The organism is Subtercola sp. RTI3, assembly GCF_035018625.1.
GTDB lineage: Bacteria > Actinomycetota > Actinomycetes > Actinomycetales > Microbacteriaceae > Subtercola > Subtercola vilae.
Genome location: NZ_JASJXO010000040.1, coordinates 1 through 25845, shown reverse-complemented (window position 1 = coordinate 25845; position 25845 = coordinate 1). Strand labels below are relative to the sequence as shown.

Genomic DNA, 25845 nt, shown 5'->3' with positions numbered 1-25845 from the left:
CTCTCTGTGTTTCTACTCGACGGTGACCGATTTGGCCAGGTTGCGGGGCTTGTCAACGTCGCGCCCCAGGGCGATAGCCAGTTCCCGCGCCAGAATCTGCATCGGAACAACACTCTCGAGGGGCCCGCAGGCCGCAAACGTGTTGCCGCCTCTGCCCTGTGACACTCGACCAGATCGCGTTAAGGCCTCCGGATTCCCGTCGACGACCGGAATCGACGAACCAGGACCACCGATGCTGATCACACGACCGCCCCGCGAGCGAACTTCGGCCACGTTCGCCGACAACCGGCCATCCGCGCTCTCGATGACGACGACCGGAGTGCCCTCTTCGACCAGCGCCAGCGGCCCGTGTTTCAGCTCCCCAGCCGGATAGTGCTCGGCCCACCGATAGGTGAGTTCTTTCAGCTTCAATGCCCCCTCTGCGGCGTAGACAACACCGGCACCCCGCCCCAGGAAGAGAAACCCCTGGGCATCGCGAACCGACTCCACGATGTCGGGTACCCATTGTCGTGACACTGCAATCGCGTTTTCGAGTCGGTCGGGCGTTCGACGCAGATCATCGACGATGGCGTCTGCCTGCGCTCTCAGAACGGTGCCTCTGGCAACCATTGCCGACAGCGCAAGACAGACGCCTGTCACAACCTGGGCTACGAACGTCTTCGTCGCGGCCACGCCGATCTCGGGGCCCGCAGAGCAGTTGAGCACGCCGTCGGCACGACGGGCCAGTGTGGAATGCATACTGTTCGTCAACGCCAGTACCCGGCCACGACCGGTCTGCAGTTCATCCAACGCTCGCAATACGTCTGCCGTCTCTCCCGACTGGCTGGCGGCAATCACCAGTGTTTCTGCGTCGAGCACCACCGCCCCGGCTTCGCTCGCTGTCACTGCTGTGTTGACAATTGCGCCGAAGGCCCCGAACGCGTGAGCGATGATGCGCCCGGCGTTCAATGAGGTGCCGCAGCCGAGCACTGCCACTCGTCTGAAGTGCGGCAGCCCAAGCTCCCGCCAGAGGTCTCCAGTGCTCACTCGTGGCGCAAGTTCGCTCAGAATACGTTCGACCGTTTCAGGCTGCTCCGCAATCTCACGCCCCATGAAGTCGGGGTCATCGGCGGCAAGCGAGAGAAAGGAGCTCGACCACGACAGACCGAGTGCCTCGGGCGGTGCGACCTCGACGCCACCGGCGATCCACCGCAGGGGCGAGCCCAATTCGACCAGGTCGCCGTCGCTCATGACCCGGAACGCAGTGATCCACGGCGCGATCGCCGTGACGTCGCTGGCGACGAAGTGGCCATTGTCGCTGGAGGCCACCAGCAGCGGTGCCCGATGCGTTGTGGCGAACAGCCGGCCGGTCGATGTTTCCATCACCAGAATCGCCCAGCTGCCCTCGAGGCGCCGAACGCAACTTTCGATGGCGCCCTGCAAGCCGCTGTCGCTCGCACCGACGAGCGACTGCTCGATCAGGTGGCAGATGACTTCGCTGTCGACGCCAGACGAGAATCGATGACCCTCGGCAATGAGTTCTGCACGAAGCACATCGGCGTTCTCGATGATGCCATTGTGTACAACGCTCACGAGCCCGTCGCAGTCCTGATGCGGATGCGCGTTGGCCTCGGTGACGTCTCCGTGCGTCGCCCAGCGGGTGTGACCGATGCCGGTGCCCGAAAGTCGAGCACCGGTTCGCGCCTCGAGTTGCGCTGTCAGATCACCGATCCGATTGATCGATCGAACCGTGGTGACGGTTCCATCAGTGGTAGCAATTGCCACGCCAACCGAGTCGTAGCCGCGATACTCGAGCGCTTGGAGAGCCGGCAACAGGTAGCGGTCAGCTCGTTCTGTAGTGGTGCATCCAACAATTCCGCACATCAGAGCACCACCACGGGAGCGAACTCGAGGGGCCGGCGCGAGGGCCTTTCCATCAGCTCGCCCTCAAGAGAGCCAGCGGTTCGAAGGCTCTCTGCAACCAGGCGAATGATCTGGTCGATGCCGGTTCGGGGCACGAATCCAATCAGCGCAGCAGCCTTGGAGTTGTCGGGCACGCGCCTGCGCATGTCTTCGTAACCGGCTGCGTACGCCTCTGAATAGGGCACGAGTTCGATACCGCTGGCAGAACCCGTCACCTCAATCGCACGGGCAGCGAGGTCGAGAATCGAGATTTCATGCGCGCCTCCGAGGTTGACAGCCTGCCCGATGGCGGACTCGCTCTCGAGAAGAGCGACGAGAGCCGGAACGATGTCGCCAACGGCGGAGAAGCACCGCGTCTGCTGGCCGTCGCCGAAGACCGTGAGGGGTTCACCGCTCACGGCCTGACCGACCAGATTGGGCACCACCATTCCATATCGACCGGTCTGACGAGGCCCGACCGTGTTGAAGAGCCGAACGATGCTGACGTTCAGCCCGAATTCGGTGTAGTACGCGTGAGCGAACGACTCATCGATGCCTTTGGCCGCGGCATAGCTCCACCTCGACGTGAGCGCCGAACCGAGGATGCGGTCTGACTCCTCAGTGAGGCCGTCTGACTCATTCTTTCCGTACACTTCGCTCGTCGAAGCAAGCAGAAGGGGCACGCCACTGCCCGTGCACGCGGTGAGCACGTTCTCTGTGCCGTGGATGTTCGTGCGAAGGCTCGACAACGGATGCTCGACGATGATTTTCACTCCGACGGCAGCCGCCAGATGAAACACACGATCAGTCTGGGCGATCAGCGAATCGACGAGTCTGGCATCCAGAATCGAGCCTTCGCGAAAGGTGAACCGTGAGTCGAACAGCTGGTGGGCGATATTCGACACCCGACCCGTGCTGAGGTCGTCAAGCACCGTCACCTCGTCGCCTCGGCGCATCAGGTAGTCCACGAGGTGGCTGCCGATGAAGCCAGCACCGCCCGTGACCAGGGTCTTCACAGGGTCACCGCCGTCGGGTACGAAACGCGGTCATAGGTTGCATCGATGACGAGTTGGTGGGTGGTGATCCAGTCGAGGTCGACCGACTCGTGCGTGGTGTGCATGATGATCAGATCAGCCGCAAAGAGGGCTGGCTGCGTCACGTTCTGAAGCACGTGGCCGTCGCTGAGGGTAACGACGTCGAAGTGATTGTCGAGATAGCCGACGGTCGCGCCGTGACTGCGCAGCTCCGACAGAATCTCGAGCGCGGGAGATTCGCGGAGGTCGGCAACGTTCGGTTTGTAGGCGATACCGACGAGGAGTACTTTCGCGGTGGCGAGACCTTGCCCGCGGCCCGAGAGCACATCGCGCACCCGCTCAACCACGTGCCGAGGGCGGTGCGCAATTGCCGTCATGGCGACTTCGATGAGTGGTGCATCCACTCTCGATCGGCGCAGCTGCCAGAGCAGGTAGTGGGGATCGCAGGGAATGCAGTGCCCCCCGACCCCCGGCCCCGGCCGGAACGCCATGAACCCGTAAGGTTTTGTCGCAGCGGCATCGATCACGGTATTGATGTCGATATCGAGCGAACTGCAGATGTCGGCGAACTCATTGGCCAGAGCGATATTGACGGCACGAAACGTGTTCTCCAGAAGTTTGGTCATCTCTGCGGCTGCCAGAGAGCCAACGTGGTGCACGTTCGCGGCATAGAGGTGCAGAAGCCGGTCGGCCTCCTCTTCGCACTCGAGAGTCGCTCCGCCGACGACGCGGGGAACGTCGCGCTGCTCGAACGACGCGTTGCCTGGGTCAATGCGCTCGGCCGAGAACGCGACGAAGATGTCGCGACCCACTACGAAACCCCGCTGTGACAGCGGTTGAACAAGCAGGTCGTTCGTGCATCCCACATAGGTTGTCGACGTGAGCATGAGGATCTGGCCCGCAGTGGCCGCTTCGACCACGGCTGCGCAGGCTGCGCGGAGAATGGCGAGATCAGGCACGAGAAAGTCGTCGACCGGCGTCGGCACGCAGACGATCACGGCTCGAGCCGACGAGAGCTCGGAGTTGTCGTTCGTGAGAGCCAAGTTGTTGCCAGAGAGCGCACGGTCGAGTTTCAGCTGGTCGCGTTCGAGTACGTCGGCACGCCGATCGAGAATCGTCTCCAGCCGCCGGGGGCTGATTTCGAGCCCGAGAACGCGGGCCCCCGAGTCGGCATAGGCGATGGCCGTCGGCAGACCCACGTAGCCGAGGCCGACGACCGCAACGTCGAAGTCGAACTCGGCCTTCGCCTGCGGAGGTTCGACCGCGAGCGTCAACACGACCCGATCGGGGTGTGCGAACTCGATGCCGTGCCGAATGTCGGTGAGTGATGACATAACGCTTCCCCTTGCAGATCGTGTAGCAGAGTGAGTGAGGATTGGCCAGCCGCTGAAGGAGCAGACTCGCAGTACGGCGTTCGCTGCTACCCGCGAACCGTGGGTCATACACTGGCCGTCCGCTGAACCTGACGGCAATCGATGACCAGGCAACATGCGGGTTTGTGTCGGCTTTGTGGTATTGCCTGCGGTTAACCGCAGAAGTATGTGGTTTCTGCAGCGTGCGATTCGCACCACGTGAGCCAGCACGCTTGTACGGTGAGTGCTTTCGAGCAGCAGTGTGGGTGAAGGCCCGTCTCAAGATCAGGAGGCATCGTGAGTCAATCGGTTTGGGCGTTGATTGTCATCGGGCTGCTGTTGGTCGGTGTCAACACGCTGCTGTGGGGCGTAGCCGGCCTCTGCCGGGTGGTCGCACAATTCGTCGCGCACCGTCGGATGCACCGCAGTGCTCGGCTCGGTCGACCGGCCTTGAGCCTGCACCCGAGTGTCACGCGCGACCAGGTCGCCATCGTGATCGCCGCACACAACGAAGAACTGGTGCTGGCTGAAACGCTCCGCTCGGCTGCGCGACAGGTTCCTCTCCGGCAGGTCTTCGTCATTTCCGATGGCTCAAGCGATGGCACCGTGTCGTTGGCCCACGACGCAGGGGCGAATGTGCTCGAGCTGAGCCCGAATAGGGGCAAGGCGGGGGCTATCGTCGCTGGCATTCGCCACTTCGATCTGAAGACTCATTTCGAGGTAGTGGTTCTGCTCGACGCCGACACGCACCTCTCAGAGAACTATCTCGAAACGGGACTGCCCCTGTTCACCGATGATGCGGTTGTCGCAGTTGCCGGGCGTGCGACCACCCTGCTGAAGCCGGGAGCCCGCTCCCTCGGCGGGCGACTGCTGGTGGCGTACCGTGAAAGGGTCTATATCGCGGTGCAGCTGTTGATCAAATTCGGGCAGGCAGCGCGATCGATCAACGTAGTCACCATCGTGCCCGGGTTCGCCAGCATGTATCGGTCGCGGGTGCTCGAATTGATCGACATCGCAGCCCCGGGCCTGACCATCGAAGATTACAACATGACCTTCGAGATCCACGCTCGATCACTCGGCCGTATTGCGTTCCACCCGAACGCGGCCGTCGCCCTGACCCAAGACCCCGACAACTTCCACGACTATCTCAAGCAGGTCGGCCGCTGGTCGCTCGGCTTCTGGCAGACCGTCATACGTCACCCGTGGCAACCCCGAAAATTCTGGCTCGCCCTGTACCTCTACATCGCCGAACTGGTGACCAGCAGCATATTGCTCGTGCTGTTGGTGCCCCTCATCGCGCTCTCGGCTGCCAGCGGAGTCTTCACCTCGCTGGGGTGGAACGGTATGGTCGGTGGGTTCGAGGTCGCCGTGGTCATCTCGCCCGGCGTACTGATACTCGGTATCGTCATCCCCGACTACCTCCTGACGATCTTTGCCGCCATAGTCGCCCGCAGACCGAGTTTTCTGCTCTATGGGTTCGCCTTCCCGGTTCTGCGGCTCATCGACGCAGCCCTGTGCCTGCACCGCCTGCCGGAGGCGATTGTGGGAGAGTCGACAGGAGCATGGACCAGCCCCTCACGGCGCGCCCCCGAGCTCACCTCACATGGCCGCGGGGCCGACGGCGAGAGCTGAGGCCGACGACGATTCGGTTTCTGCGTGCCATAGCATTGCCAGAAGATCGGCGCGGGAATGAGCACCCGTTTTTCGGTAGACATGGGTCAATCTGACCTCGACCGTGCGCAGCGACACGAAAAGGCGTGCGGCAATCTCTTTGTTGCGGTGTCCGTGTTGCAGCAGAACCACGATCTCCTGCTCACTCGGGGTGAGGTCGACGAGAAGCCCGACCCCCTTCGGTGGCGGTTCAGGCACTCGATGTGGTCGGATGCTCGCCAGCACCCAGCCGTTTGCACCAATGCTGGCGAATATCTGGCGCGCATTGGCACGCACCCGGTTCGCATGCTCGAATTGCGACAGTTGATCAAGCCGGTAGGCGTAGCTCAACATCAGCCGGCCCAGCTCATAGGGTGAGTCATCCGGTCTATAGTCGCTGATCGCACTGTCGAATGCAGCAATCGTGAGGGCATCGGGGGCGAGCAGCGCGCGAGCCCTCGCTCCTGCGAGAGTCGCCCAACGCGACGGCATTCTCGCGCACAGCTCATCGAAGTCGAGGAACAGAACCTGCGCTTCGCGGCGAGAGCCTGCCATCAGCGTTGCTTCGATCAGGTCGACATCGTGCCGGGCGTGCAAGGCGAGCGACATCTGAAGGGTGACCGCGCGAACGCGATGAAAATAGCCCAGGGCCTGCTCGACATTGCCCCGCATCAGGTCGAAGGTACCTTCCGCCGAAAAGAGGCGAGCAGCAAGCACGGGGTTGCGCTCACGCTCGAGCATCGACTCGCATTCGGCCATGAGGGCGCGCGCTTCCGAGGGCAGCCCTCGTACTTCGAGACTCCACGCCTGCAGAAGAGTGCGCCGAAACCGAAATACTTCGGATGCACTCGAAAGATCGCCAACGAATCTGATCGCATAATGCAAGTGGCCAGAGCGCACGTCGTTCTCAGCGGCATACACGCCGCTGACCTCATGCAGGGCTCGATCGGATTCGCCTGCGTGCACCAAGGTTCCCACGAAGACTTTTCTGGCCTGAGCGTGGTGCTCGGCAAAACTGAGGGTCCGGCCCACCAATGTCTGCAGAGCGAGCGGCATCGATGAAATCCCAGAGGAGTCGAGAGCTGCCTGCTGAATCTCGCGGGGCTCGAGGCCACCTGCCAGCGCCGTCACTACCGAGTGCTCCCACTGCAGGAGGGGGCCAGCTCGCCCGGGGTACACCTCTCGGTCGATTCGTGAGAGAAGTTCGAGAGCACCACTCGCTTCGCCTCGCTCTGCACGCACAAACGCCATGGCTCCCAGAAGGCGCAGTGTGAGCGCAGTGGAGCCCGGTTGGGAATCTTCGAGTCGCGCTTCGACCTCGTTCGGCGAGAGGTGTTCGTCGAGCAGAAATTCGATGTGGGTCTTGATGAGCTGAAGCTCGAGCGCTTCGCTCGGCGGAATGTCGGCATCGAGAGAGATTTGGCAGTAGCGCAGCGCGATGATGAGATCCCCGTGTTCAAAGAACGCTGTCGCCAGATCTCTCAGGTGGTCGTCTATGCGATCGGGTGGCAGCTGATTTCCGCGCGCTCGTTCGCAACATTCGATCGCGGCACTGCGATGACCACCGGCGGCCAGGGCTGTGGCAGCGGCGAGAAGCAGCTTGGCACCCCAATTGTGAGGTGATATCCATGACTCGTGCCAGACAGCCATTGCCGCATCGATGTTCTGATTGCGTTCAGCCATCAGGGTGTGAATCTCGCGTCGCTCTATCGCGGGCATGGCCCAGTAGGTTCCTGACCGCACCAATCCGCTCGAGACGCGCACGCAGCCGGCCTCTGCTGTCACAACCCCTGACGCCAGAAGTTCGTCGAGTGCGTCTGAAGCCTCCGTCGACTCATCGAGTAGAGCGTCGAGATGGGTCAACGGCGCGGCGCAGATGTTTTTGAAGAGTTGTAACGCAGGAGCAGTCAGGCCGGAGACAGCCTGACGGGCGATGTGCCTGGTGCGAGCCCCCAATCTGAAGGGGAGGACAAGCGAACCAGTGCCAGCCGATTCGACGGAGGGCAGCATCTGCATAATGGCAAGGGGCAGACCATCTGCGTAGCTACAGACGATCTGAACCAGCGCATCGTCGAGCGGCAGCGGCACCGTCTCCGCAATGAGGTGAGCGATTTCATTTGGCGTGAGTGGTGCGAGCAACACGCTCGACACACCGGAGAACGCCGAGAGGGGAGACAGGCGAACCGCGCCGGGCGCACCCCGTTCTGAGAGGGCCAACCCGGCCATGTCGTCGCCGACGGCTTCGATACTCGCAACGAGGCTCACGTTTGTAGAACTGAGTCGCGTGCTCATGTAACTCAGAATTGCGAGGCTCTCTTTGTCCATCTGGTCGATGTCGTCGACGAACACAAGCACCGGTTCGAGGGCGAGCCCTCTCAGCAGCATGAGAAGGGTCTCGGCCGCGGCGAAGAGGTCGGCGTTATCGGTCGAAACCAGAGCGAACCGCCCCGTGAACTGGGCGAGTCTCGCGTCACCGATCTTTGTCAGAACGGCAGAGAGACCTGACAGGGGGTAGAGCATCTCTGCGCGCGATATTCGCACGAGGATCGCGTGCGTGGCGACCGAGGCGAGGGCGCTTTCGATCAGATGTGTGCGACCAGAACCTGGTGTACCGCACACAATCAACGCACCCTCCTCGCGACTCGAGGCGAGCAAGCTGATTCTCTCTAACGCTGATGAGCGCTGAACGGTATCCATTGACGCATCTTTCGCACGGGTCTGGGCGCGAATTCCTTCATTTTGGCTAGTTCAAGCGAAAATTTACTTACGATTGATACGTTCTCAGGCATGCGCGACGGGCGCTAGTACCCTAACGGGGGGCTCAGAACCGGTATCGCGCAGTGAGCGCATTCGCCACCCGGGCGTAGGTTCGGGCATCCAGAGCCGCGCCCTCGCGGCGCATACCGCCGTCACTGACGCGAAACAGTCGGTCGAGGCGCGCCCACGACGCGCGACCCGACGAATCCCACGGGCCCGGGCCGAGACGAAGCGCGCCCCGGTCGCCGTCATGCGACGTGCTGGTGAGCTGGATGCCCAGCACCGAGCTGCCCGTCAGCCGTGCCACGATGAGCACGGGGCGGTCTTTGCCTCGCCCATCGTTCTCTTCGTAGGGCACCCATGCCCACACGACCTCACCAGGATCAGGCCGCGCATCGGCCTTCGGCGCGTACGAGAGCTTCAGCCCCCGCAGCCGCGCAGGGTCGATTTGTGTTGTGAGCGACGAACTGCGGGAAGCGGTGGAGACTCGTGAGACAGCACGGCCAGTGGAGTCACCGCCGCCGAACAGGCGCCTGAGCGCATGAAAAAAGCCTGTGAGACGAGCCATACGGCTACCGTCTCACAGGCTCACGCGCGCAGTCACCCGCGACACAGCAGTGCCCAGCACACTGGCTCAGCTCGTACCGCGCCCGGTCTTCTGTTGCAGACGATCGATGTGCTCTGACGCCTCGGCCTTCGTGAGGTCGGCCGGAAGAGTCTCGCCCGCCTCTCGCGCAAGGGTGTCGAGGTAGCTGCGTTGGGGGCCTGTCATCGGCTCATCGCCTGTCACCCAGTCGGCCGGGTCTTTGCTGGCGTCGGTCGACGGGTCGGGGCGAGCACCGCCCAGGGTCTCACCCTCGAGTTCGGAGTTCGACTCCGGGTCGGTCTCTGGCGCGTCGCTCAATCGCGAAGGCTCTCTTTGTAGTCGTTCTTCGCCTCTGTCGCGTCACGGTTCTTCTCCGCAGCCTTCACATCGGCGTTGGCCTTGGCCTCGTCAGCCTTGTCTGAAAGACGGCCCTTAGTGTCGTCGACAGTGCGGCTGATCTTCTCGCCGGTTGCTTCTGCGGCTTCTTTAGCGTTGTCTAGCAGGCCCATGATGTACTCCTTCGGGTTTATCGGTTCTTCAACCCTAAAGACCTTGGCAAAGGGTCGTAAAGGTCATGGTGGGTTTTCTCAGATCGTGCTAAGGCATACTGAAAGTCGGCAACGAGGCCAAGAGAGGCATACTGCAGATGAGCGTCAGCACCCCGTCAACACCCGCGAAGAACCGGCCCTGGCTCTCGAGTTATGCCGAGGGGGTGCCGAGCGACATCGAGCTGCCCACGGGGTCGCTGGTCGACCTCATCGAGGCGAGTGTGAAGAAGTACGGCCCGAAGGTCGCCCTCGAATTCTTCGGTGCCGAGACCACCTACCGCGAGCTCGGCGAGCAGATCGAACGCGCCGCAGAGGGCCTCAGAAAGCTCGGCGTCGAGCACGGTGACCGCGTCGCCCTCGTGCTGCCGAACTGCCCCCAGCACATCGTCGCGTTCTACGCGGTGCTCCGACTCGGGGCCATCGTCATCGAACACAACCCGCTCTACACGCCGCGAGAACTGCGGCACCAGTTCGAAGACCACGGAGCCGCCGTGGTCATCGCCTGGGACAAGGTCTGCGACACCGTGCAGAAGATGCCAGCCGACCTGGCCGTGAAGCACCTCATCTCGGTCGACCTCACCGAGGCCATGCCGCTGCACACCCGCCTTGCTCTTCGCCTGCCGGTGAAGAAGGCGCGGGATGCCCGGGCCGCCCTGCACGCCCCCGTGCGCGGCACCATCCCCTGGCACACCCTGCTCGAGAACCGCCGCATCAAGCAGTCGCGCCCGCGCCCCGCCGTCTCTGACATCGCTCTGCTGCAGTACACGAGCGGCACCACGGGAACCCCCAAGGGCGCCATGCTGACCCACCTCAACCTGCACGTCAATGCGCTGCAGGGGCGAGCCTGGCTGCCGCAGCTCACCGAGGGCACCGAGGTCGTCTACGGGGTGCTGCCCATGTTCCACGCGTACGGGCTCACGCTCTGCCTCACCTTCTCGATGAGCGCCGGGGCACGGCTGGTGCTGCTGCCGCGGTTCGACGTCGACCTGGTGCTGCAGGCGGCGAAGAAGCATCCGCCCACCTTTTTGCCGGCCGTACCGCCGATCTACCAGCGGCTCGCCGCGGGGGCTCACGAGCGCGGGGTCGATCTGTCGGGCATCCGGTTCGCCATCTCGGGGGCGATGAACCTGCCGGTGGCCACGGTCGAGCTCTGGGAGAGCGTCACGGGAGGCCTGCTGGTCGAGGGCTACGGCCTCACCGAGACCTCGCCCGTCGCCCTGGCGAATCCGGTCGGGCCGAGCCGCCGGCCCGGCACCATCGGCGTGCCGTTTCCGAATACCGAGATTCGCATCGTCGACCCCGAGAACACTTCGAACGACCGGGCCGTCGGTGAGGCCGGCGAGCTGCTCATCCGCGGCCCGCAGGTGTTCGCAGGCTACTGGCAGAAACCCGACCAGTCACGCGAAGTGCTGATCGAGGGCGGCTGGTTTCGCACCGGAGACATCGTGTCGATCGACGCCGACGGCTTCGTGAGTGTCGTCGACCGCATCAAAGAACTCATCATCACGGGCGGGTTCAACGTGTCGCCCTCTGAGGTCGAAGACGCCGTGCGTCAGCACCGGTCGGTGAAAGACGTGGCGGTCGTGGGTCTGCCGGGCAGTGGCGGCGGAGAAGACGTCGTGGCCGCTGTCGTTCTGAACCCGGGGGCGTCGCTCGACGAGAAGGCCATCCGCGACTTCAGTCGCGAGCACCTCACCGCGTACAAGGTTCCCAAGCGCGTGGTGGTGCTCGATGAGCTGCCCACGTCGCTCATCGGCAAGGTTCTCCGCCGGCAGGTGCGCGAGAAGCTGCTGCACGAGTAGCTGGCGCAGGAGGAGCTACTGTACGAGTAGCTACTGACACAGACAGAACCGGGCGCCCCTCGCGATGAGGAACGCCCGGCTCTGGCTGTGGTGCAGGTGAGGCAGTGGTTATGCGGGGTCGAGCACGTAGCTCTCTTCGCCATGAACCACGGTGTCGACACCGGCGACTTCGTCTTCGGTGCTGATGCGGAACCCGATGGTCTTCTGAATGGCCGTACCGAGCAGCCAGGCAATGACGAACGAGAACACGAGTACCGAACCGGCACCGACCGCCTGCGCGCCGAGCTGGCTGAGCGGGTTCGAGTCACCGTTGCCGATGCGGTCGATCAGGCCGATGCCGGTACCGAAGATACCGATGTAGAGCGTTCCGATGATTCCGCCGACGAGGTGAATACCCACGACGTCGAGCGAGTCATCGAAGCCGAGCTTGAACTTCAGCTCGATGGCGAGGCAGCAGATCGCGCCGGTGACGGCACCGAGAACCATGCCCCAGCCGGGCGTGAGGATGTTACAGGCCGGGGTGATGGCCACGAGGCCGGCGACGGCGCCGGATGCCGCACCGATCGATGTCGGCTTACCGTCTTTGAACTTCTCGACGATGAGCCAACCGAGGATGGCCGCGGCGGGAGCGGCGAGCGTATTGATCCATGCGATGGCGGCCGTTCCATTGACAGCTGCTGCAGAACCGGCGTTGAAGCCGAACCAGCCGAACCACAGCAGAGCGGCGCCGAGCAGGGTCAGCGGCACGTTGTGCGGCTTCTGGATGCCCTTCTGAAAACCGATGCGCTTACCGAGTACGAGAGCGAGCGCGAGGCCCGCGGCACCGGCGTTGATGTGCACCGCAGTACCACCGGCGAAGTCGTTGACGCCCATGTTGAAGACGATCCACCCACCGTCGGTTGCCGCACCCGTGGTCGGGTCAGCGGTGAAGTTGAACACCCAGTGAGCGACCGGGAAGTACACGATGGTCACCCAGAGGAAGGCGAAGAGCATCCAGGAGCCGAACTTCGCGCGGTCGGCGATGGCGCCCGAGATCAGAGCGACGGTGATGATTGCGAAAGTGGCCTGGAAGCCCGCGAACGCCAGCCCGTACAGGTTCGCACCCGAGCCGTCGGGCGCACCCACAAGGTCGCCCAGCAGGAACTGGCCGCTCGGGTTGCCAAGAACGCCGGGGATCAGGTCGTTCGAGGTGTTGCCCGCCACTGTGCCGAAGGCCAAGCCGTAACCGTAGATGACCCACAGAACCCCAACGAGGCCCATGGCGCCAAAGCTCATCATCATCATGCTGACGACGCTGCGGGCCTTGACCATGCCACCGTAGAAGAAGGCAACTCCCGGGGTCATGATGAGTACGAGGGCTGCTGCAACGAGCAACCATAAAGCGTTGACGGTGGTGGTCAAATCACCGATTGTCGGGTCCGCTGTGATCATGTGAACCTAATACCTCTCTCAGAACTGAGTCAATGCGCCGTTGCCCAGTGCGCCCACGGTTCGGGCCTGTTGCCTCGGCTACGCCAATAGCTTCGTGGTTCGAGGTTTCGGCTGAGGTGAATCCATGTTTCGAGCAGGTAACGCGACAGGCCGATTTGTAACAACTGTGTTTCTGAAAACCGGCAGTTCCATCGAAAGAACCACCCCCCATTTTGGGAGGTGGGAGTGGTGTGTTATTTCTGCGTGGAGGCGATCAACCGGGAGGCGGCGCGCAGGTATTTCTTGCGATAGCCGCCGTTCATCATGTCACCGGCGAACACCTCGTCGAGGGCGAGACCCGAAGCGTAGACGGGCAGCTGGGCGTCGTACACGCGGTCGATGAACGCCACCAGGCGGAGCGCATCGGTCTGGTTCTTCAGCTCGCTGACGTCGGTGAGCACCAAGGCGTCGACGCCGTCGAGGAGTTTCACGTACTTCGACGGGTGCAGTGAACCGAGAAACTGTACAAGGTCGTCGAACGCGTCGACGGTGAACCGCGACCCGTCGCTCTCGAGCCGCCCGAGCTTTTCGTCGAGTTCCGCGGGTGACAGCGACTTCGCGTGCCCTTCGATGTTGCGACGGCGGTAGTCGAGCCCGTCGATGCGAATGATGTCGAAGCGCCCCGAGAGCGCCTGAATCTCGCGCAGAAAGTCTTGAGCGGCGAATCGGCCCTCGCCAAGAGCGTTCGGCGGGGTGTTCGATGTGGCAGCGAGCCGGGTGCCGGTGGCCACGAGGTCGGCCAGCAGCCGGGTCATCATCATGGTGTCGCCCGGGTCGTCGAGCTCGAACTCGTCGATGGCGATGAGCTTTGCGCCCGTGAGCAGTTTGACGGTGTCGGCATAGCCGAGCGCTCCAACGAGGGCGGTGAACTCTATGAAGGTGCCGAAGAACTTGGGTGCGGGTGCCGCGTGCCAGAGCGCCGCCAGCAGATGGGTCTTGCCCACGCCGAACCCTCCGTCGAGGTAGATGCCCGGTTTGGAGTCGGATGCCCTGGGCTTGCGACTGAAGAAACCGGCCGGCTTCGCTGGAGCGAACGAACCGGCGAAGTCTCGCACCTTCTGCAGTGTTTCGGCTTGTGACGCGTGATCGGGGTCGGGCCGGTACGAGTCGAACGAGGCCGTGTCAAACTGGCGCGGTGGCACCAGCACGGCCGCCATCTCGGCTCCCGTCAGAGTGGGGCGCAGATCGGTCAGGTGCAATGGAATAGTTGTACTACCGCTGTCGGTTGTCATCACTGGCAATTAAAGCGCAATTCCACGCACCCTGAACCACCTTGAAATCTGTGAAGCACCGTGCACCACCGGCCGTACGGCCACAACTGGAGGTAACAATGGCTGTCGAAACCGACACCTCACCCAAGTTCGCCGAATACGCGCATCCCGACCGCCTCGTGAGTACCGAATGGTTGGCAGAACACCTCGGCGACACCGACCTGGTGGTTGTGGAATCTGACGAAGACGTTCTGCTCTACGAGACAGGGCACATCAGTGGTTCGGTGAAGATCGACTGGCACACCGACCTCAACGACCCGGTGACCCGCGACTACATCTTCGGCGAAGAGTTCGCCACGCTGGTGGGCTCGAAGGGCATCGACCGCAACTCCACCGTGGTCATCTACGGCGACAAGAGCAACTGGTGGGCCGCCTACACGCTGTGGGTGTTCACCCTGTTCGGCCACGAAGACGTGCGTCTGCTCGACGGCGGCCGCGGCAAGTGGATCGCCGAGGGCCGCCCGGTGACCACCGACGAGACCGACGTGACGCCGGTGGAGTACCCCATCGTCGAGCGCAGCGACGTGGCCATCCGCGCCTTCAAAGACGACGTGCTCGAACACCTCGAGCGACAGGGTGTTCTCGTCGACGTTCGCTCGCCAGAAGAGTTCAGCGGCGAACGCACCACCGCGCCCGCCTACCCCGAAGAGGGTGCGCTGCGTGCCGGGCACATTCCGACCGCGCACAACGTGCCCTGGGCGAAGGCGGCCGCCGACGACGGAACCTTCAAGCCACTGGCCGACCTGAATGACATCTACCGTGAGGGCCTCGGCCTGAACGACGGCGACGACGTCATCGCGTACTGCCGCATCGGTGAGCGCTCGAGCCACACCTGGTTCGTGCTCACCCACCTGCTCGGCTTCGAGGGCGTTCGCAACTACGACGGTTCGTGGACCGAGTGGGGTTCTGCCGTGCGTGTTCCCATCGTTCAGGGCTCGGCCCGCGGCGAGCACGTCTCGAAGTAGCCGTTCGTGACCGACACCGAGCTGCAGCCCGCCCTCGCCGAGATTCGTGACGACTTTCTGGCGCTCACGATGAAAGAGCGGCTGCAACTGCTGCTCGAGTTCTCGAACGAGCTACCCGAACTGCCCCCGCGCTATGCCGAGCATCCTGACCTCTTCGAACGCGTCGTCGAATGCCAGTCTCCGGTCTTCATCTTCGTCGAGGTCGGCGATGACAACGTGGTTCAGCTGTTCGCAACGGCCCCCGCCGAGTCGCCGACCACCCGCGGGTTCGCGTCGATTCTGGCGCAGGGCCTCGGTGGTCTCACTGCCGACGAGGTACTGGCCGTGCCCGACGACTTCCCCCAGATGCTCGGGCTCTCACAGGCCGTCTCTCCGCTACGACTGCGCGGCATGTCGGCGATGCTCGGCCGCACCAAACGCCAGGTGCGCGAACGGATGCACGGCTGAGGCTGCGCGGCCGGTACTGTTCGGCTGGTACTGGCTGGTATTGGCTGGTATTGGCCGGTACTGTTCGGCCGGTAACAGCCGGCCGCCGCCCCTCAGCCCACCAACCCCCGCGCGCTCAGCCAGTCGCGAATAGAACTCGTGTAACCAGCGTCACGAGGTCGGGCCGCGCGTGGGCGAGCCGACGCGACGCTGTCGACGGCACGAACCCGTCGTCGTCGCTGTGCAGAATGAGCACAGGGAAGGCGATCTCAGAGGCCCGAGCCACGAAGTCGAGCCGCTTGAAGTTGATCGGCTGTGATTGACCGGTGACGGCCCGCCCCATCGTGCTGCCGATCGTGGCCATGACGCCCTTCGAGATGGGCTCGGGCAGGTGGTTGAGGTGGCCCTGGAAGACAATGGTGTCACTCCAGGCGACTACGGGTGAATCGAGTACGACGGCCCTGATGTACGAGGCGTTGATCGACCGGGTGGCTGCCTGCAGAACGGTGGCACCGCCCATCGACCAGCCCATCAGAACGAGCTGCTTCGCGCCGTGCTCGATGGCGTACTTCATGGCCGAATCGACGTCGTGCCACTCGGTGTCACCGAGGGCGTAACGCCCGTCAGAACTGCGAGGCGCATCGCCGTCATTGCGGTACGAGATCTGCAGAGTGGTGTAGCCGAGTTCGTGAAACAGGGGCAGTGCGCGAATGGTCTCGGCGCGGCTGACACCTCTGCCGTGCACGGCGATCATCCAGCGGTCGCTGGTCGCGATCGGAACAGCGGGGGCAGCAGCGGCGGCGGGAACAGCGGCGGCGCTCGGCTCGGTGATGAGCCAGGCGGGAGCCGGGCCGAGCTCCGTTTCGACCGCGACGTCTGTCACGGAGAACCCGAGCTCGCGGGGGTCGAGAAAGTACCAACTGCCGAGGCGGCACCAACGGGCATCCGAAAGCTCACCGAAATCGACGGCCTCGAGGCTGCGGGTGACCCGGCCCGCCTCGACCGAGACGATGTCGCCGATGCGAGCGTGGCCGGTGCCCCCGGCGAACCAGAGACTGTACCGACCGGCGACCAGGGAGTCGGCCGAGACGCCGAGCGTGATGGTGCCGTTCGCCTCATCGACCCCGTGGATGCGCAGGTTCTCGGTGGCCGAATCGGTGGGAATGACGACCGAACGAGAGAACTTCGCGGTGACGAAAGCGGCCGAGGCCGCAACTGCTGTTGCGAGGGTGCCTGCCGCAATGGCGGCCACCAACCAGGGGGCCACCGCAGAGGGTCGGCCCTTCACAACGGGCTCTCGATCGTTTTTCATGCACACACCTTTGCAGACAGCTCGTCACACACCGTACAAACGGCGTGCCTTCCCAGCAGACACTCAAAAAAACTCTAGTCTGACGACGTGTCCGATTCCCCCTTCAGCCCCGCGGTGCCCCCCGCATTCGCGGCGGCCCTCGAATCACTGCGCACCGCAGCCACCCGGCCAGAGCTCGTCGTGAACGAGATCGCCTCGCCCCCCAACCTCGCGCCGTACTCCATCGCCCTGTCGGCCGATGTGACGCCGCTACGGCATGGGTCAGACTCAGACCTCGGCACGGGCCGCTTCATTCTGCTGCACGACCCTGATGAGCCCGAGGCGTGGGGTGGGGCCTTTCGCGTAGTGTGCTTCGTTCAGGCCCCCCTCGAAACCGAGATCGGGCTCGACCCCTTTCTCGCCGATGTCACGTGGTCGTGGCTCATCGATGCGCTCGACACCAAGGGCGCGAAGTACTCGCATGCTTCGGGTACAGCAACTAAAATACTGTCATCAGGCTTCGGCGAACTCGCCAAGCAGGGTGACGGCGCCCAGATCGAACTGCGCGCGTCATGGACTCCGAAGGACGCAGATGTGAAGACCCATGTCGAAGGTTGGGGAGAGCTGCTCTGCATGCTCGCCGGCCTGCCCCCGGTGGCAGACGGCGTGAGCCTGCTGGCGGCAAGGCGCGCAGCGCGTGAGTGACCCGCAGCAGACAGACCCGCTCGCGACAGACCCGCTCGTGCACGACGCGTTGGTCACAGACGCGCTGGTGACAGACGCGCTGAGAACTCCTGTTCTGCCGACGACGCCCTATGACGTCATCGACACGCGCGAGGGCTACCTCGCTGCGGTCGAGCTCATTGCCGCCGGTACCGGCCCCATCGCGATCGACGCCGAACGCGCGTCGGGTTTCAAGTACTCACAGCGCGCCTACCTGATTCAGCTGTACCGGCGAGGTGCCGGCACTTTTCTGTTCGACCCGCCGCCCATCGGCTCGTTCGCCGAGCTGTCAGAGCTCATCTCCCGTCACGAGTGGGTGTTGCACGCGGCGAGCCAAGACCTGGCATGCCTCCGCGAGGTCGACCTCGCGCCCACCGTCATCTTCGACACCGAACTGGCCGCACGCCTGCTCGGACTGCCGCGGGTGGGGCTCGGCACCGTGGTCGAAGAGTTGCTGGGCATCCACCTGGCAAAAGAGCACTCGGCGGCCGACTGGTCGACGAGGCCGCTGCCCGCTTCGTGGCTGACGTACGCTGCACTCGACGTCGAGCTTCTCATCGACCTTCGTGACGCGATGGTCGAACTGCTCACCGAGCAGGGAAAGACCGAGATCGCGCGCCAGGAGTTTCAGGCCACCCTCGACAAAGAAGCCAAGCCTCCCCTGGCCGACCCGTGGCGCCGGCTCTCGGGGGTCAGCGCGCTCCGCGGAGCCAAGAACCTGGCCGCGGCTCGAGAACTGTGGCTCGCGCGCGATGAGCTAGCACGGTCGACCGACGTCGCACCGGGGCGCCTCGTGCCCGACCTCTCGCTGATGGCGGCCGCACGCGCGCTGCCAGAGTCGAAACGCGATCTTGCCGCTATGCGTGAGTTCACGGGCCGGGCGTCACGCTCGGAGCTCGACCGCTGGTGGAACGCCATCGAGGTGGGGCGGGCATCCACCACCCCGCCCGTCACCACGCGTTCTGCTGACACCCTCCCGCCCCCGCGCAGCTGGTCAGACCGTAACCCCGAGGCGGATGCCCGGCTGAAGGCCGCGCGCCAAGCCCTGCTCGCGCTCGGTGAAGAGCACCGCATTCCGCTCGAGAACCTGCTCACGCCCGAACTGCTGCGTCGGCTCGCCTGGAGCCCGCCGGTCGTCGTGAGCGCCGAGAGCGTTGCCACGTCGTTGACCGTGGCCGGCGCGCGGCCGTGGCAGGTTGAGCTAACCGCACAGTCAATTGCGCAAGCCTTTGTAGACGCTCCACAACACGTCGCCGACGACGTCGACACTGAATCGTAGAAAAGGGCAATCGATTACGGGGTCGAAAAGGCCCCGCATAAGATCGGAACGATTCTTATTCCGGGAGGCATGAGGCATAGTGGCCGCAATATCTGAAGTCGTTTTTGTTGACGGAGTTCGCACCCCCTTCGGGCGTGCAGGCGAAAAAGGAATGTACTGGAACACCCGGGCTGACGACCTGGTAGTGAAAGCCATGCTCGGCCTGCTCGAGCGCAACCCCAACGTGCCGCACGACCGTATCGACGAGGTCGCCATCGCCGCGACCACGCAGCAGGGCGACCAGGGCCTGACCCTCGGCCGCACGGCAGCGCTGCTCGCGGGGCTCCCCCAGTCGGTGCCCGGGTTCGCCATCGACCGCATGTGTGCGGGTGCGATGACGAGCGTCACGACGACGGGCAGCGGTATCGGTTTCGGCGCCTACGACATCGTCATCGCCGGTGGTGTCGAGCACATGGGTCGGCACCCGATGGGCTTCGGGGCCGACCCCAACCCGCGTTTTCTCTCTGAGCGGCTGGTGGGCGAAGAGGCTCTGAACATGGGGTCGACGGCCGAACGCATCCATGACCGTTTTCCGCAGCTCACCAAAGAGCGCGCAGACCACTACGCACTCCGCTCGCAGCAGAAGGTCGCGGCGGCGTACGCGGCCAACAAGATTCAGCCCGACCTCATTCCTGTTGCCATTCGCAGCGAGAGCGGCTGGGGCCTCGCCACGGCCGACGAGGCGCCCCGCCCCGAGACCACCATGGAGGGCCTCGCGAACCTGCGCACGCCGTTCCGCCCGCACGGCCGGGTCACCGCCGGCAACTCGTCAGGGCTGAATGACGGCGCCACGGCGGCCATTCTGGCCAGCGGCTCGGTCGTGAAAGAGCTGGGCCTCACGGCCAAGATGCGCATGGTGAGCTTCGCGTTCGCCGGCGTAGCACCCGAGATCATGGGCATCGGCCCCGTGCCCTCCACCGAGAAGGCCCTGAAGAAGGCCGGCCTGTCGATCACCGACATCGGGCTGTTCGAGCTCAACGAAGCCTTCGCCGTTCAGGTGCTGTCGTTTCTCGACCACTTCGGCATCGACGACGACGACCCGCGTGTGAACGAGTACGGCGGGGCCATCGCGCTCGGCCACCCGCTGGCGTCGTCGGGCGTTCGCCTGATGAACCAGCTTGCCCGGCAGTTCTCTGAACACCCCGAGGTTCAGTACGGTCTCACCGCCATGTGCGTCGGCCTCGGCCAGGGCGGCAGCGTCATCTGGGAGAACCCGAACTACGACCGAAAGGCGAAGAAGTCGCGCTGAGCGCCGACTGACATACTGCTATGACGAACTACGCTGAAGTTGATTTCTCAGAGCTCATCGCATTCTCGGTCGACGAGGTCGTGACGCACTCATACGTGCGTGATATTCCGCTCGCGAGCGGTAAGACACTCGCCCTCCTCACCCTCGACAACGGCCGCGACCACACCCGGCCGAGCACGCTCGGCCCGGTCAGCCTGGTCGAGTACGGGCAGGCACTCGACGGCCTGAAGCAGCGCGCGGCCGCGGGCGAGATCGATGCCGTGGCGGTGACGGGCAAGCCGTTCATCCTCGCTGCCGGCGCAGACCTCAGCAAGGTGGGCGACGTCACCTCGCGGGCGATGGCCAAGCAGATGGCGCAGTTGGGCCACTTCGCGCTGGCGAAGCTCGGCGAGGTGGGCGTGCCTTCGTTTACCTTCATCAACGGCCTCGCCCTCGGCGGTGGCGTGGAGATCGGTCTGAATGGCGACTACCGCACTGTCGACGCCGGCATCGCGGCACTGGGCCTACCCGAGGTCTTTCTCGGCATCATCCCGGGCTGGGGAGGCGCCTACCTGCTGCCGAACCTCATCGGCATCGAGAATGCCCTCAAAGTGATCATCGAGAACCCGCTGAAGAACAACCGCACCCTGAAGGGTAAAGATGTTCTCGAGCTGGGCATGGCCGACGCCATGTTCTCGTCGGCCAACTTTCTCGAAGATTCCCTGCGCTGGGCTGACGGCGTCCTAACCGGTGCTGTCACCGTCAAACGCTCGAACGCACCCGGCAAGGTGGAACGCCTGGTCAAGTGGGACGCGGCCGTCGGCATCGCGCGCAAGATGCTCGAAGGTCGTATCGGCACCGTGGCGAAGTCACCCTACGCAGCACTCGACCTGCTGAAGGCCGCCAAGTCGGGAACGAAAGAAGAGGGGTTCGCGCGCGAAGACGAAGCGCTGGCCGACCTCGTGGCTGGCGACCAGTTTCGCGCGAGCATCTATGCCTTCAATCTCGTGCAGAAGCGGGCCAAGCGCCCGGCCGGCGCGCCCGACAAGGCACTGGCGAAGAAGGTCGGCAAGGTCGGCGTCATCGGTGCCGGCCTCATGGCCAGCCAGTTCGCTCTGCTCTTCGTGCGCCGTCTGCAGGTGCCGGTCGTCATCACTGACCTCGACCAGGCTCGGGTCGACAAGGGCCTCGGCTATATCAGAGGCGAGATTGCCGGCCTGCTCGCGAAGGGCCGCATCTCCCCCGACGAGTCGAATCGCCTCAACGCGCTCATTTCCGGCACCACGAACAAGGCCGACTTCGCCGATGCAGACTGGGTCATTGAGGCCGTCTTCGAAGAGCTCGGTGTGAAGCAAGACGTCTTCGCCGACATCGAGCAGTACATCTCCGAAACCGCTGTTCTGGCCACCAACACCTCGTCGCTGTCAGTCGAAGCCATCGCCTCGAAGCTGAAGCACCCCGAGCGGGTAGTGGGTTTCCACTTCTTCAACCCGGTGGCCGTCATGCCCCTCATTGAAGTGGTCAACACACCGCTGACCGACGAGGCCACGCTCTCGACTGCCATGGTGACCGCCGCCAAGCTGCGCAAGAACGCTGTCATCACGCGGGACACCCCTGGGTTCGTGGTGAATCGCATTCTCGCAAAGCTGCTCGGTGAGGCAATGCATGCCGTCGACACCGGCACTTCGTTCGAGGTCGTGAACACCGCCCTTGCACCATTCGGGCTGCCCATGACCTCGTTCGAACTGCTCGAACTGGTGGGGCTGAAAGTGGGCGCCCACGTTCTCGACACGCACCACGCGGCTTTCCCCGACCGGTTCTTCGAGAGCGCCAATCTGCATAAGTTGGCCGACCACGGCAAGATCTTCGAGCGCGACGCCAAGGGCAAGATCAAGGGCTTCGACAAGCAGGCGGTCGCCATCGTCGCCGGCGGAACAGAGCCCATGACCGGCGAACAGATCCTCCGCCGCGTCGAAGACGGCCTGGCTGACGAGATTCATCGCATGCTCGACGACGACGTGGTGCACGCCGCCGAAGACATCGACCTCTGCGTCATTCTCGGGGCGGGCTGGCCTTTTCAGATGGGCGGCGTGACACCCTACCTCGACCGCGTGGGTGCCAGCGAACGGGTCTTCAACGACACCTTTCACCACCCCCGCATCGCGGGCGTGAACTGACACTCGGTCTTCGTCTGCACGGTGTGGGCTCTATGCCTCCACACCGTGCAGCGCCCTAGTGTGGAGGCATGGCCAAGACCCAGTACTACGTTGCGTCGAGTCTCGACGGCTTCATTGCCGATGCCGACGGCACGATGGACTGGCTGCTGCAGTTCGGTTTCGACTCCCACGAAACGCATTACAAAGCCTTTCTGGCCGACGTCGGTGCGCTCATTATGGGCTCTGCGACGTACCAGTTCATCGTCGACGAAGAGCTTCAGGCCTGGCCCTATGGCGATATGCCCATCTGGGTGCTGACCACCCGTGAGCTGCCCACCGCCGAGGGCGCCAACGTCTTCTTCACCAGCGAGAGCCCCGAGGTCGTCGCCACGCGTGCGCTGGCCGCCGCCGCCGGTGCGAATGTGTGGATCGTCGGTGGCGGCAACGTGGCGGCGCAGTTCGCCGGGCGAGGCCTGCTCGACGAACTGATTGTCAGCGTGATGCCCATCGTGCTCGGCTCGGGCACTCCCCTGCTGCCTCTCACGGGCGACCCGCGCCGTCTGCAGTTGCTGGCGACAACCCCCTTCGACGGCGGTGCCGTGGGGCTGTCGTACAGCCTCAGCTGAGATGACCGGGCCTCGGCTCCAGGTTGACGAGCATCTCTCAGGCGCGGGTCGGTCCTTCTACTCGAACTGGACGTCCCAAGACGGAACAATCGGAGAGCCATATCCAGAATCTGCTTTGAAGAATTCACTGAGATAGCTCTTGGACACTCCCAAAGAAATTTGGCTCGTGGTCTCAAAAACGCACGATCCCGCCGCCTCGGCATCGACCGTCCGCAACTCGTCGGAGACGAAGGCGCCGCTGAGTGTGCCGGCACGAAGCTTGAACGCATGAGAGAAGCCGTTCGAGCATCTCAGCCAGATGGTACCGCCGGACGCGGAATGCGTACTACCGGGCGTCCCACCCGCAAAAGTGAAAACATCGAAATAGTTCACTCCCGCTGCCGGCACAAACGACGAAGATCGCAGCACGGACGGCGGCGCAGAGGGAAGATGGTGACATTGCGGTGGGGCATCAGCCCCTGAACAGTTCTGTGGACTTGCGCTCGCACTACTCACGTCCGCACAGAACACCGCCGACACGCTGATCAATAGCGCAATAGAACCTCTAAACAGAAGGCTGGTGTGCTTCATTCGTAACTCTTTTCGAATATTCGCGCCAGCTAGGTGCCAGTCACGGTCGGCACTTGGGGGCCCACATTAGATAGAGAGTCGAACAAAGACAGGTTATTACGGCACTTTGTAGTTCAGTATGACTAGCGGGAGCCGAACTGGGCCGACTCGTCGGCGTCTTCAGGAACGGGGCGTGCAACGGGAATTCTGCTGCCCAGCACCTGCGCCACCACGTCACGCGCGATGTGCTGCGGCGTGAGCCCCACCTTCTCGAGAATCTCTGAGCGTGAACCATGGTCGAGAAACTCGTCGGGCAGCCCGAGCTCGGTGAGCGCGGTGTCGACGCCGGCTGCGCGCAGGTCTTGGCGAATGCGCGTGCCGACCCCGCCCACACGAATACCGTCTTCGAGCGTGATGACAAGGCGGTGTTCCGCCGCCAGGTCGATGACGCTCTGGGCAACAGGAACCACCCAGCGCGGGTCGATCACCGTGGCTCCGATGCCCTGCGCGGCAAGTCTCTCGGCCACATCGAGTCCGAGTGCGGCAAAGGAGCCGACCGCCACGATCAGCACGTCTTTCTGTTCGGCATCGCGCAGAACATCCACCCCATCGGGCATCCGCCTGACCGCATCGATGGGCCCGCCCACGCTGCCTTTCGGAAATCGGATGACCGTCGGGGCATCGTCGACCTGAAGAGCTTCACCGAGAACCTCGCGCAGCCGCTCGGCGTCACGCGGCGCACTCAACCTGATGTGCGGAACCACCTGCAGAATGGCCAGATCCCACATACCGTGGTGGCTGGGGCCGTCGGGGCCCGTCACACCCGCGCGGTCGAGCACGAAGGTGACGCCAGCGCGGTGCAACCCCACATCCATCAAGACCTGGTCGAACGCCCGGTTCACAAAGGTGGCGTAGAGCGCGACGACGGGGTGCAGCCCGCCGAACGCGAGCCCGGCGGCACTCGTGACGGCGTGCTGTTCGGCGATGCCCACATCGAGCACGCGGGAGGGAAACTTCTCGGCCAGCTTGTGCAGGCCAGTGGGCCGCAGCATCGCGGCGGTGATGCCGACGATCTTCGGGTTGGTCTCGGCGAGGCGTGCGATCTCGTCTGAGAAGACACTGGTCCACGACGGGCCGCCGGATGCACTGCCGATCGGTTCGCCTGTCTCAGGGTCGATCTGCCCCACGGCGTGAAACTGGTCGGCCACGTCGGCCCGGGCCGGCTCGTACCCTCGGCCCTTCTCGGTGATGGCGTGCACGATGACGGGCTGGTGGTACTCCTTGGCCTGGTGCAGGGCCTGCTCCATAGCGTGTACATCGTGACCGTCGATCGGCCCGATGTACTTGATCTCGAGGTTGGAGTACAGCGCTTCGTTGTTCGTGAGGCGGCTGAGAAACCCGTGCATACCGCCGCGGGCGCCGCGGTAGATGGCGCGACCGGCGGCACCGAAGTGGCTGAACAGGCGCTCACTCGAGTGGTGCAGGTCGCGGTAGCCGGCTGCCGTGCGAACCGAGTTCAGGTAGCGGGCCATACCGCCGATGGTCGGTGCGTACGAGCGGCCGTTGTCGTTGACCACGATGACGAGGTTGCGATCGTTGTCGTCGCTGATGTTGTTCAGCGCTTCCCACGTCATGCCACCGGTGAGGGCCCCGTCGCCCACCACCGCCACGACGTGTCGGTCGGCCTGGCCGGTCATCACGAAGGCGCGCGAGATGCCGTCGGCCCAGCTGAGCGAACTCGAGGCGTGCGAGCTCTCGACGACGTCGTGCGGGCTCTCTGAGCGCTGCGGGTAGCCTGCGAGACCGCCACTCTCCCGCAGGTGGCTGAAGTCTTGACGGCCCGTGAGCAGCTTGTGAACGTATGACTGGTGACCGGTGTCGAAGACGATGGCGTCTCGAGGTGAGTCGAACACCCGGTGGATGGCAATGGTCAGCTCGACCACGCCGAGGTTCGGGCCGAGGTGGCCACCGGTCTTCGAGACCTCTGTGATGAGAAAATGACGCACCTCGGCCGCGAGCACTACCAGCTGCTCTGGGCTCAGTGCGTCAAGATCCCTGGGCCCTGTGATCTGTTCGAGAAGGGTCATTGCACGAGTCTATTCTTCGAGAACGTATTTGCGTGAAGGCTGGCCCCCCAGCGTATTAGTGCTAGGACGCCAGCCGGATGCCCGGCCTCATCCCCTCGCCCCATCCCTGTCTCTTATACACATCT

Annotated in this window: 21 protein-coding genes; 9 read left to right on the top strand and 12 right to left on the bottom strand. The window is 63.9% G+C overall.

What is annotated here, in order from left to right; all coding sequences use genetic code 11:
* Positions 1–12: 12 nt before the first annotated feature.
* From glmS to QN358_RS13830, 3 genes are read right to left on the bottom strand one after another with little or no spacing between them, the layout of a single operon-like run.
* On the bottom strand, positions 13–1863 hold the full coding sequence (glmS, locus tag QN358_RS13840) for a glutamine--fructose-6-phosphate transaminase (isomerizing) (protein WP_323512729.1): 1851 nt from the start codon (positions 1861–1863) through the stop codon (positions 13–15).
* A complete protein-coding gene (locus QN358_RS13835) occupies positions 1863–2897 on the bottom strand; it encodes a GDP-mannose 4,6-dehydratase (protein ID WP_323512728.1) in 1035 nt (344 codons plus the stop codon). The genes glmS and QN358_RS13835 overlap by 1 nt, the downstream gene beginning before the upstream one ends.
* Positions 2894–4249, bottom strand: a complete 1356-nt coding sequence (locus QN358_RS13830; RefSeq protein ID WP_323512727.1) for a nucleotide sugar dehydrogenase — start codon at positions 4247–4249, stop codon at positions 2894–2896. Before QN358_RS13830 ends, QN358_RS13835 begins: the two co-directional genes overlap by 4 nt.
* A 315-nt stretch (positions 4250–4564) precedes the next feature.
* Between QN358_RS13830 and QN358_RS13825 the strand changes: the two genes are divergently transcribed.
* A complete protein-coding gene (locus QN358_RS13825; protein WP_323512726.1) occupies positions 4565–5899 on the top strand; it encodes a glycosyltransferase in 1335 nt (444 codons plus the stop codon).
* Here QN358_RS13825 and QN358_RS13820 read toward each other — a convergent pair.
* The 4 genes from QN358_RS13820 to QN358_RS13805 form a co-directional block, all read right to left on the bottom strand.
* On the bottom strand, positions 5867–8614 hold the full coding sequence (locus QN358_RS13820) for a helix-turn-helix transcriptional regulator (RefSeq protein WP_323512725.1): 2748 nt from the start codon (positions 8612–8614) through the stop codon (positions 5867–5869). The genes QN358_RS13825 and QN358_RS13820 overlap by 33 nt on opposite strands.
* Before the next feature lie 124 nt (positions 8615–8738).
* A complete protein-coding gene (locus QN358_RS13815) occupies positions 8739–9242 on the bottom strand; it encodes a type II toxin-antitoxin system PemK/MazF family toxin (RefSeq protein ID WP_136643196.1) in 504 nt (167 codons plus the stop codon).
* 66 nt (positions 9243–9308) lie between these two features.
* Positions 9309–9521 carry a DUF3072 domain-containing protein gene (locus QN358_RS13810; RefSeq protein ID WP_416351996.1) on the bottom strand — a complete coding sequence of 71 codons (213 nt, stop codon included), beginning with the start codon at positions 9519–9521 and terminating at the stop codon, positions 9309–9311.
* A gap of 53 nt (positions 9522–9574) precedes the next feature.
* The gene (locus tag QN358_RS13805; RefSeq protein WP_136643198.1) at positions 9575–9769 is read right to left on the bottom strand and encodes a hypothetical protein; all 195 of its coding nucleotides are present in this window, start codon (positions 9767–9769) and stop codon (positions 9575–9577) included.
* Between the two features lie 137 nt (positions 9770–9906).
* Between QN358_RS13805 and QN358_RS13800 the strand changes: the two genes are divergently transcribed.
* Complete coding sequence (locus tag QN358_RS13800; protein ID WP_136643199.1) at positions 9907–11610, top strand: long-chain-fatty-acid--CoA ligase; 1704 nt, start codon at positions 9907–9909, stop codon at positions 11608–11610.
* 108 nt (positions 11611–11718) lie between these two features.
* On the opposite strand, the gene QN358_RS13795 is transcribed toward QN358_RS13800, so the two are convergent.
* Complete coding sequence (locus tag QN358_RS13795) at positions 11719–13041, bottom strand: ammonium transporter (protein WP_136643200.1); 1323 nt, start codon at positions 13039–13041, stop codon at positions 11719–11721.
* Positions 13042–13274: 233 nt separating this feature from the next.
* The gene (zapE, locus tag QN358_RS13790; protein WP_136643201.1) at positions 13275–14312 is read right to left on the bottom strand and encodes a cell division protein ZapE; all 1038 of its coding nucleotides are present in this window, start codon (positions 14310–14312) and stop codon (positions 13275–13277) included.
* Positions 14313–14410: 98 nt separating this feature from the next.
* Between zapE and QN358_RS13785 the strand changes: the two genes are divergently transcribed.
* Together QN358_RS13785 and QN358_RS13780 are read left to right on the top strand one after the other, a co-directional pair.
* Positions 14411–15316, top strand: coding sequence for a sulfurtransferase (locus tag QN358_RS13785; protein ID WP_136643202.1), 906 nt, complete (start codon positions 14411–14413; stop codon positions 15314–15316).
* Between the two features lie 6 nt (positions 15317–15322).
* On the top strand, positions 15323–15763 hold the full coding sequence (locus QN358_RS13780) for a SufE family protein (RefSeq protein WP_237280486.1): 441 nt from the start codon (positions 15323–15325) through the stop codon (positions 15761–15763).
* 115 nt (positions 15764–15878) lie between these two features.
* On the opposite strand, the gene QN358_RS13775 is transcribed toward QN358_RS13780, so the two are convergent.
* Positions 15879–17054, bottom strand: a complete 1176-nt coding sequence (locus tag QN358_RS13775; protein ID WP_323512724.1) for an alpha/beta hydrolase family protein — start codon at positions 17052–17054, stop codon at positions 15879–15881.
* 87 nt (positions 17055–17141) lie between these two features.
* Between QN358_RS13775 and QN358_RS13770 the strand changes: the two genes are divergently transcribed.
* From QN358_RS13770 to QN358_RS13750, 5 genes are all read left to right on the top strand, one after another.
* The gene (locus QN358_RS13770; RefSeq protein WP_136643204.1) at positions 17142–17738 is read left to right on the top strand and encodes a DUF3000 domain-containing protein; all 597 of its coding nucleotides are present in this window, start codon (positions 17142–17144) and stop codon (positions 17736–17738) included.
* A gap of 94 nt (positions 17739–17832) precedes the next feature.
* Positions 17833–19035: an HRDC domain-containing protein gene (locus QN358_RS13765; RefSeq protein ID WP_201799337.1), complete on the top strand. Its 1203-nt coding sequence runs from the start codon at positions 17833–17835 to the stop codon at positions 19033–19035.
* A 79-nt stretch (positions 19036–19114) separates the two neighbouring features.
* The gene (locus QN358_RS13760; protein ID WP_323512723.1) at positions 19115–20323 is read left to right on the top strand and encodes a thiolase family protein; all 1209 of its coding nucleotides are present in this window, start codon (positions 19115–19117) and stop codon (positions 20321–20323) included.
* Positions 20324–20343: 20 nt separating this feature from the next.
* Positions 20344–22479 (top strand): 3-hydroxyacyl-CoA dehydrogenase NAD-binding domain-containing protein, encoded by a 2136-nt coding sequence (locus QN358_RS13755; RefSeq protein ID WP_136643206.1) that lies wholly within the window; start codon positions 20344–20346, stop codon positions 22477–22479.
* Positions 22480–22547: 68 nt separating this feature from the next.
* The gene (locus QN358_RS13750; RefSeq protein ID WP_136643207.1) at positions 22548–23084 is read left to right on the top strand and encodes a dihydrofolate reductase family protein; all 537 of its coding nucleotides are present in this window, start codon (positions 22548–22550) and stop codon (positions 23082–23084) included.
* A 57-nt stretch (positions 23085–23141) separates the two neighbouring features.
* Here the strand turns inward: QN358_RS13750 and QN358_RS13745 are convergent, their stop codons facing one another.
* The gene (locus QN358_RS13745; RefSeq protein ID WP_136643208.1) at positions 23142–23654 is read right to left on the bottom strand and encodes a hypothetical protein; all 513 of its coding nucleotides are present in this window, start codon (positions 23652–23654) and stop codon (positions 23142–23144) included.
* A gap of 122 nt (positions 23655–23776) precedes the next feature.
* Entirely contained in the window at positions 23777–25720 is a 1944-nt protein-coding gene (dxs, locus tag QN358_RS13740) for a 1-deoxy-D-xylulose-5-phosphate synthase (protein ID WP_136643209.1), read from the bottom strand.
* Positions 25721–25845: the final 125 nt, after the last annotated feature.